8 protein-coding genes are annotated in these 8,764 nt (G+C 47.0%); 4 read left to right on the forward strand and 4 right to left on the reverse strand.

Annotated elements, in window-relative coordinates; all coding sequences use genetic code 11:
• The 4 genes from WCO51_06430 to glmU form a co-directional block, all read right to left on the reverse strand.
• On the reverse strand, positions 1-297 hold a 297-nt coding region (locus WCO51_06430), incomplete at its 3' end, for a copper transporter (GenBank protein ID MEI6512896.1).
• On the reverse strand, positions 294-1,457 hold the full coding sequence (gene steA / locus WCO51_06435; protein MEI6512897.1) for a putative cytokinetic ring protein SteA: 1,164 nt from the start codon (positions 1,455-1,457) through the stop codon (positions 294-296). The genes WCO51_06430 and steA, both read right to left, overlap by 4 nt.
• Before the next feature lie 37 nt (positions 1,458-1,494).
• Entirely contained in the window at positions 1,495-2,499 is a 1,005-nt protein-coding gene (locus tag WCO51_06440) for a ribose-phosphate pyrophosphokinase (protein ID MEI6512898.1), read from the reverse strand.
• Positions 2,481-3,869: a bifunctional UDP-N-acetylglucosamine diphosphorylase/glucosamine-1-phosphate N-acetyltransferase GlmU gene (gene glmU, locus WCO51_06445; protein MEI6512899.1), complete on the reverse strand. Its 1,389-nt coding sequence runs from the start codon at positions 3,867-3,869 to the stop codon at positions 2,481-2,483. The genes WCO51_06440 and glmU overlap by 19 nt, the downstream gene beginning before the upstream one ends.
• 109 nt (positions 3,870-3,978) lie before the next feature.
• Here glmU and hslU point away from each other — a divergent pair, with 109 nt between their 5' ends.
• From hslU to WCO51_06465, 4 genes are all read left to right on the forward strand, one after another.
• Positions 3,979-5,430: an ATP-dependent protease ATPase subunit HslU gene (hslU, locus tag WCO51_06450; protein MEI6512900.1), complete on the forward strand. Its 1,452-nt coding sequence runs from the start codon at positions 3,979-3,981 to the stop codon at positions 5,428-5,430.
• A gap of 66 nt (positions 5,431-5,496) precedes the next feature.
• Entirely contained in the window at positions 5,497-6,315 is an 819-nt protein-coding gene (gene accD, locus WCO51_06455; protein ID MEI6512901.1) for an acetyl-CoA carboxylase, carboxyltransferase subunit beta, read from the forward strand.
• Between the two features lie 4 nt (positions 6,316-6,319).
• On the forward strand, positions 6,320-7,297 hold the full coding sequence (locus WCO51_06460; GenBank protein ID MEI6512902.1) for an acetyl-CoA carboxylase carboxyltransferase subunit alpha: 978 nt from the start codon (positions 6,320-6,322) through the stop codon (positions 7,295-7,297).
• Positions 7,298-7,669: 372 nt separating this feature from the next.
• Positions 7,670-8,764: IPT/TIG domain-containing protein (locus tag WCO51_06465; protein ID MEI6512903.1), on the forward strand; the 1,095-nt coding region annotated here is incomplete at its 3' end.

Below are 8,764 nucleotides of genomic sequence, written 5' to 3' on the forward strand. Positions count from 1 at the left end.
TTCGCCATATTGAATAATGGCAACTTTTCGATTTTTGAGTCTGCCGGCGACTACCTTGTCGACAAGGTGGTCAAATGCTGATGCCACATTACTTAACTGACTTCGAGTTTCATCAAGCTGTTCGCGTGTCTTATTGTAGTCGGTCGTAAGTTGATTAACGCGACCGAGCACTTTGCTGTATTGACTGCGAGTGGTGTTTAGGGCAGGGGACTGCAGAAACAGCGCCCCGATGACCATCCCTGCGGCAAGCGCCAAGAAAACAGCAACTAAGCTAATTGTATGATAACGTTCGTTCATCTAAATTGAAGCCTCATCCAGGTTCTAATCGCGTCGATCATCGTTTGTCCTAATGGTGTTAAGAGTGCAGCGATGCCGACCATTAACGCTGCTGCGGCAACTAACCATACATAATCCCATATAGAAGATTTATTAACATAAAGTCTGCTGGCGCCTTTGGCATCAACCAGTTTGGAACCGGTTTTCAGGCGAGTAAGAAAGGTGCTCGACATTCCCGCTCGTCCTTTATCGAGAAATTCTTCTAGACTGAAGTGAGAGCCAACTGTAACGATTAGCTCGGCTCCCATTTCATAGGCCACCAGCATCGCCAAATCCTCACTTGTTCCTGGGCCGCGAAGTAATTTGGCATCAATTTCCATTAAACGACATCGCTCTTCACCGGGAGATATGCGGTTTGGGTCAATGTAGCCATGGACGATTACATCCGCTTTGCCCTTCAAAGCATTACTTGAGACGCTGTCCATGTCACCGATAAGGATGTTTGGCTTAATTCCCTGTGAAAGCAAGCAATCGGCCGCTCCATCGACGGCGATGATGACGGGTTTGATTTCCTTAATATAGTTACGGATTGCTCTTAAGTCTCGTTCATATCCTGGTCCACGAGTGACCACGACTACATGTTTCCCTCTGATATTTGTTTTTAGACCAGGGATATCAAGAGGCTCGAAGAAGAGACGGCATTCTGTGTTTAAATGTTCGAGAGTATTTTGAGCAAAGGCCGCAAGTTCTCTTCCGATGTTTTCCTGACCTTCAACGAGCTTTGCTTTGGCGATATCTATCGTCATCCGCATACCCTTAAACTCTAAATTACCGCTTTTGATGCAATCTCCATTAATTGTCAGAAGGTCGCCTTCTTTAAGGGAGTTAAAAAATTCTTCGCCAACAACTTCAATAAGTGGTATTCCGGCTTCGAGGAGGATCATTGGGCCGGTATTCGGATAGCGACCAAGGCTGGATTGGGCGGCATTTACTACGGCAACTGGTTTAGCATCTAATAAAGCACGGCCTGCCAGCGCATCAATATCTTCATGATGGATAACCGCGATATCGCCGGGTTTGAGGCGTTTAACCAAATTTTTAGTTCGTCGGTCGATACGTAGTGTGCCTGTAATGCTAAGCGGCGAGGCCGTCTTACTCGATGAACGTGTCAACAACCGCATTCGTGGTTCTCCCATGGAGATGTGTGCTTTTTACTTACTATCTATAGTTATCAAATAATGCGCTTACGGATTGGTCATTGTGGATGCGTTTGATCGCTTCGGCCAGCAAGGGGGCCACTGATAGAATGGTAAGCTTTTCAAACATCTTTTCGGGTCCTAATTGCACTGTATCGGTCACAATCACCTGTTTGAGAGGTGAATTATTAAGCCGACTGGTCGCTTCTCCCGAGAAAACGGCGTGGGTGCAGGCGGCTATGACTTCAGTGGCGCCGCGATTAATCAAGGCTTCGGCTCCTTGCACAACGGAACCACCGGTATCGATGATGTCATCAATCATCACGCATCGCTTACCTGAGACGTCGCCAATAATTTCCATAATGTCGACTTTGTTAGGTTCAGGTCGGCGCTTGGCGATAATGGCGATAGGGGCTTTTACGATTTCAGCCAATGCGCGCGCTCGGGGCACACCCGCAACGTCCGGCGATACGACAACGATATCGGAATTAAGATAGCCATGTTTGATTAAGTAATCGCCTATGATTGGGCCGCCATAGAGGTGATCGACTGGAAGATCGAAGAATCCTTGAATTTGGTCGGCGTGAAGGTCGAGGGTGACTACACGGTTAGCGCCGGCGCTTGAAATGAAATCAGCGATAAGCCTGGCAGTGACAGGTTCGCGAGGCTTGATCTTCTTGTCCTGGCGGGCATAACCATAATAGGGCATAACCACCGTAATTCGTCCCGCAGATGCTCGGCGGAAGGCATCGAGCATGATGCACAGTTCCATGATGTTGTCATTTACTGGGTCGCATGTGGGCTGAATTAAGAATACGTCATTTCCACGTGCGCTCTCGAGCACCTGAACACGTATCTCGCCATCAGAAAACTTTGATGAAAGCATTTTTCCAAGCGTAACATCCAGCTCGCTTGCTATTCGGTCGGATAATGCTAAGTTTGCATTACCGCTAAAAATGCGTAATTGTTCCATACCACGCTCCTGTTCCAATTGAGACAAGACCTCATCTAGTCCTGGTTGTGCCATTTTTTTGTCCATCCTTCCTTAATAATTTGCCTGCTTCTAGCGATACCCAGGGACTCCTCAGGAATATCATCCGTAATGGTTGATCCTGCAGCGATAACAACATCATCGCCCACTTCAACCGGAGCCACTAAGGTTGTATTTGAACCTATAAAAACACGTTTGCCAATTTTAGTGCGATGCTTTCGCTTGCCGTCATAGTTGCAGGTGATTGTCCCTGCGCCAATATTAGTTCCTTCACCGATGAACGAATCGCCGATATAACTCAAATGGCCTGCAGCTACTTTGGGGCCTAATTCGGAATTTTTGATTTCGACGAAGTCACCTACTGAAGATCGTGTACGCAATACGGCTCCATTTCGCAAGTTAGCAAAAGGTCCTACGCGCACTTCATCTTCGATATAAGCGCCATTGGCTGTCGAATTCTGAAACCGAACCCTATCGCCAATTACCGAATCGATAATCCGAGAGAAAGGCCCTATAGTACATTCGCCACCGATTTTGGTTTTTCCTTCTAAAATTGTCATTGGTTGAATAATTGTATCAATGCCTACTTCAACACCAAAATCAATATAAGTTGTCTGAGGATCGATTATTGTAACCCCATCTTCTGCTAATTTCTTCGCAATACGGGTTCGCATCACTTGGGCTGCTTGGGCAAGCTCCCAACGGGAGTTAACGCCGATTAATAGTTCCGAATCGGCAACTTCGAATCCGCAAACCTTTTGGCCTGTAGAAGCAAGCGCTGCTACAACATCAGTCAAGTAATATTCTGATTGAGCATTCTTATTGGTTAATTTAGGAAGGGTTTCAAACAATGCTTTGGCATCAAAGCAGTAGAAAGAGGTGTTGATTTCCTTGATTTTCTTCTGCTCATCAGTAGCATCTTTTTGCTCGACGATTCTAATAACCGCTCCTGCTTTATCACGTATAACCCGCCCATAACCAAACGGATTATCAACAACACAAGTAGCAAGGGTGCACGAAGCGCTGCTTTTAATATGGGTTTCGACGAGTTCAGATAAAACATCCCCTGTAACAAGTGGGGCATCGCCGGGTGCGATAATAATTGGTCCTGTAAAGTTACTAAGTAAAGGAGCAGCCTGCATAACCGCATGACCGGTGCCGAGTTGGGGTTCCTGCAAAACATATTCATTACGTTCGCCGAGAGTTTCTTCCACTAAATCTGCGCGATGACCGACAACGACGACAGGTCGTTTAACCCCTGCTATAGCAAGTGCGTTCAATACGAATTGGGCAAGAGGGGCGCCGCATAGGGGGTGCAGCACTTTTGGAAGGTCAGATTTCATGCGCGTGCCTTTGCCGGCGGCAAGAACAATACCTGCGATTGTAATAGACGGCAACTGGCTCAATAGTGGCTCCTTAGAGATGATAAATTGGCCGACCCGCGACTGCCATCTAATTCTACACGATTTATCTCTGCCAAACAACCCATTAAGCTGGGTATAATTTTCAACTGTCATGAACATTCCAGTTGAAGACTTAACTCCTAAACAAATAGTAACCGAATTAGAACGATTTATTATTGGTCAAGATAAAGCTAAACGCGCAGTGGCGATTGCAATGCGGAACCGTTATCGCCGCCAAAGACTGCCTGTTGAGCAAAGGGATGAAATCATTCCCAAAAACATTTTAATGATCGGCCCTACAGGGGTCGGCAAGACAGAGATCGCTCGGCGATTGGCACAGTTGTCCCGCGCCCCCTTTATTAAAGTAGAAGCCACAAAATTCACTGAAGTCGGCTATGTTGGACGCGATGTCGATGCGATGGTGCGTGATCTCCTCAACATTGCGGTACGCATGGTTGAGCGTGAGAAGATGGATGAGGTTCGGCCTCTTGCCGAGGAACGGGCGGTTGATCGGCTAGTAGATATTCTCGTGAAGCCCAAAAGAGCTCGCAAGGAAAAAGTGCAGCCTTTCGAGCAGCAGCTAAGGCAGACGTTTGGGCAGATGTTAGGGATGCCCTGGAGTGAAGGCGCTGATGGTGGCTCGGCTGAAACTTCTGAAGAAGAGGTTCCGAATGCGTCCGAGCGTCGTCGTCTGCGCCGCGCCAAAGTAAGAGAACAGATTTTAAGCGGCGCTCGTGATGAAGAAGTTGTGCCGATCGAGGTCGAAGAATCGAACATTCCGTTTCTTCAAGTATTCTCTCCTCAAGGTGTTGAAGAGATGGGGATGGATGCTGGAAACGTATTTGGTGGCCTACCTAAACAGCGTACAGAAAGACGTGTAACCCTTGGAGAAGCTCGTCGAATTCTAATTGAAGAAGAATCGCGCAAAATGATCGACACCTCACAAATATCGAGGGAATCGATCGAGCGTGTTGAACAAACAGGGATCATTTTCCTTGATGAACTTGATAAGATTGCAGGACGTGAAAGCGGGCATGGCCCGGATGTTTCACGCGAGGGCGTTCAGCGTGACCTTTTGCCGATTATTGAAGGTTCGACCGTCATCACTAAATATGGTCCAGTGCGTACGGATTACATCTTATTTATTGCCGCTGGTGCGTTTCATGCTTCAAAACCATCCGATTTAATACCTGAGCTTCAGGGACGCCTTCCAATACGCGTTGAGCTTGAAAGCCTTACAGAAAACGACTTGATGCGCATTTTGACTGAACCTCAGAACGCACTTACTAAGCAGTATATTCAACTTCTTTCGACAGAAGATGTTGAACTCATTATTACGGATGATGCCATTAAGCATATCGCTGCCGTAGCGGCGGATGTGAATACTCGAACAGAGAACATCGGTGCGCGCCGTTTGTATACTATATTGGAAAAAGTGCTTGAGGATGTGCTCTTCGAAGCACCGAACTTGCCGGATAAGAAGGTCGTTGTTGACCCTGAGTTTGTTAAGCGAAAACTAGCAGGAATCGCGGATGATGTTGATATGAGCAGGTATATCCTGTAATATAAGCTGGGGGCTGATGTTGCTGAATAGACAGGATACTGAACTAAAATTGAACTGGAGGCTTGCGTGAGACGAGGCCATCAGGTAGAGAATAATAAACCTGTCCCTGGGGAAGGGGATTGGATCCATTGCGGGAAATGTAAGCGCATCCTTTTTGCGCGCGAATTTGAACGTAATATGCACGTGTGCCCGCATTGCAGCCATCATCATCGGCTGAGTGCAAGGCAGCGGATTGAGATTACTCTTGATCCAGGCACATTCAAAGAGCTTGATAATGATCTTCAGCCATTTGACCTTTTGGATTTTCCTGAATATAAGGAGAAAATTGAAAAGGGCAAAACCGTTTCAGGCCTAGATGAGGCGTTAATTACCGGCAAAGGCAAAATTGGCGGTCTGGATGTGCTGATAGGCGTGTTCGATTTTGGCTTTATCGGCGGAAGCATGGGGTCAGTTGTTGGTGAGAAGGTGACGCGTTTAATGGAACGCGGCACTGTGAATAATACACCTGTTGTTATCTTCTGCGCTTCTGGTGGAGCGCGAATGCATGAGGGTTTGACGGCGCTTATGCAGATGGCAAAGACGACAGCCGCTGTTGAAAAGTTGCAGCGTGCAGGTAGTCTTTATATTGCTGTTTTTACCGATCCCACTATGGCAGGCGTGTTGGCCAGCTTTGCTTCATTGGCAGATGTTATTCTTTCAGAACCGGGCGCTCAGGTGGGGTTTGCCGGAGAACGAGTTGCAAAACAAGCTCAGGTTAATAAGGTTCCTGATAATTTCCGAACTGCGGAGTTTCAATATCAGCGTGGACAAATTGACCGTATCGTACCCAGACGTGAAATACGCACTACTTTAATGACACTGCTCGATATTCTGGCGGGGGGTTGACTGTATGGCCTTTGATTTCAATTATTTCGAAAAAGAAATCGCCGCTCTTGATGAAAGAATTGACGAACTCAAGCGTCGAGCGGCTGAAGATAATAATGCGCGAGCGGCCAGAGAAGCTGAGCGCTTGGAAGCTGATAGGGATCGCCTGCTTCAAGAGATTGTCGTACGCTGGGGGCCCTGGGAAAAAACTTTAGTTGCCCGTCATCCAAAACGACCTTACTGCCTTGATTATATTCGTTTAATTTTCGATGAGTTTGTTGAACTGCATGGCGATCGGAGATTTGGGGACGATAAAGCCATCGTTTCAGGGGTCGCCCGTTGTGAGGATATGCGAGCAGTGGTTTTAGGCCAACAGAAAGGTCGAGACCTTCAAGAACGCCAGTTGCGCAACTTCGGCATGAGTAAACCTGAAGGCTATCGCAAAGCCATGCGCTTGATGAGCATGGCTGAAAAGTTTCGACTTCCTATTATCTCTCTTGTCGATACACCTGCCGCAGATCCGGGAGTGGAATCGGAAGAGCGCGGGATTAGCGAGGCGATCGCCGAGTCCATGATGGTCATGTTTAGCCTAACCGTGCCCGTTATTGTTGTGATTGTCGGCGAAGGAGGAAGCGGCGGGGCGATTGGAATTGCTGCGGGAAACCGTATCTGCATGCTGGAGCATTCAGTTTATTCGGTAATCCCTCCTGAAGGCTGCGCAGCAATCTTATGGCGTGATCCCACCAAGAGCGCCGAAGCAGCCGAATCACTCAAGTTGACCGCGGATAGCGCTAAGGATTTAGGAATTATCGATCAAATAATCCCCGAACCCCTCGGCGGCGCTCATCGTGATTACAATTTCATAGCAAGTTCGGTTAAAAGAGCCATCTTGGAAAGCTATGAACAATTACGTAAGATGTCCCCCGAAGAAATAAGAGACCATCGCTACAACCGTTTCCGCTCATTAGGCCGTTACTTGGAAGCAAGCCCCGCGAAAAGCTAAGAGGGAGAACGGTTTGATATTGCATGGTGACTAGAAAATTATAAATTTAATAAATATTTTAAATTCTTGCAGGATTTTTTACCGTTGACGGTGAATAGTATTTTTTGAATGTAGCAGGTATGATTACTTGCGTGGTATGATTGCTAGGTATGGAAGGGATACGGATAATAAGATGATGCGTCAAGGAAGCGTAACTCGTTTTAAGTTCACCCATGAGTGGGTTTTTTTGCGTTTCTTACTCCTTCATCATTTTCCGACTCGTCCCTTAGTCGCTTTTGAGCACTATTAAGTCAGCTTGCTTTAACTTGCTAGTTGATGATTTATGCTTCAAAGGCTTATGTTTGTCTGAAATAAAGATAGGAGGGAGTAAGAATGCGAATTAAACTTTTCGCTTTTCTGGTTTCCACAATGGCGCTTGCTTTGCTGTGCGTTAGTATTAACGCTAATGCACAATCCCCAGTTATTACTAGTCTGAACTTTAATGCTGGGAACATTGCCGGTGGCAACCATGTTATCATCAGCGGATCCAGCCTTGAACTTGGATTTCCATTTCCGGGAAACGTCGTCGTGACTTTTGACGGAAATGTAGTGACAGTTGTGAACTCAAGCTTAACTTCTGTAGAAGTTATAGTTCCTGCTGTCGCAGTGCATCAAACCGTTGTGGTGCAAGTCATTAACGATTGGGCTGCATCGAATTTACTAAGTTACACTTACTATGCTACCCCCCAAGTTTTTGCGATTGCGCCGAACAAGGGAGTCGGAGTTCAACTGCAGGGCGTTGGCCCTGCAACTGGTGGAAACCAGGTGACGATCTTCGGAAGGAACTTCCCAATAGGCATCACCCCTGCAACGACCATTTCGTGGGGAAGTTCTACTTTGACGACACCTACGGATTTCACAATTTATGGTGATCCCGCAGATGCAACTCAGGGTCAAATGATTGTCATTAACGCAGCGCCACCGCGAGAAGCGGATCGTGTTGATGTAATTGTCAATACGGCTGGTGGATCGTTCTCATTAGATACCCTAAATGGTTATTACTATGAGCCAGGTGGTCTGGATTTAGTGGGTAATCCGACTTGGGAGACACCAATTAAAGGCGGAGGCACATTTAATGCAAAGGTCACCTTGACAGCTCCTGCTGCTGATTCAACTACAATTACACTTGCTAGTAACAATCCGGCAGTCGTGGTGCCTGCTTCTGTTACTATTCCGAAGAATGGAACTGAAGCTAATTTTGTGGTAACAACTTTGGCCGTTGCCACTGATACGGTTGTTACCGTTTCAGCAACAGCTGGTACGCTTATTTCAAGTAGGCCGATAACAGTGTTGGCGCCGGTTGTGGATACATTTGTCCTCAGCCCCGCTAGTGTTGCGGGCGGCAGTTCTGTTACCGCTACAGTCACTCTAGATGGCGCAGCGCCAGTGGGTGGTCTAACTGTAAACATCATCCCAGAGTTTGCCTTA

This window comes from bacterium (genome assembly GCA_037131655.1).
GTDB lineage: Bacteria > Armatimonadota > Fimbriimonadia > Fimbriimonadales > JBAXQP01 > JBAXQP01.

Bases quoted from the DNA above. Each gene is read 5' to 3' on its own strand.
- steA (MEI6512897.1), bottom strand. From the start codon at position 1,457: ATGCGGTTGTTGACACGTTCATCGAGTAAGACGGCCTCGCCGCTTAGC.
- WCO51_06440 (MEI6512898.1), bottom strand. From the start codon at position 2,499: ATGGCACAACCAGGACTAGATGAGGTCTTGTCTCAATTGGAACAGGAG.
- hslU (MEI6512900.1), top strand. From the start codon at position 3,979: ATGAACATTCCAGTTGAAGACTTAACTCCTAAACAAATAGTAACCGAA.
- WCO51_06460 (MEI6512902.1), top strand. From the start codon at position 6,320: ATGGCCTTTGATTTCAATTATTTCGAAAAAGAAATCGCCGCTCTTGAT.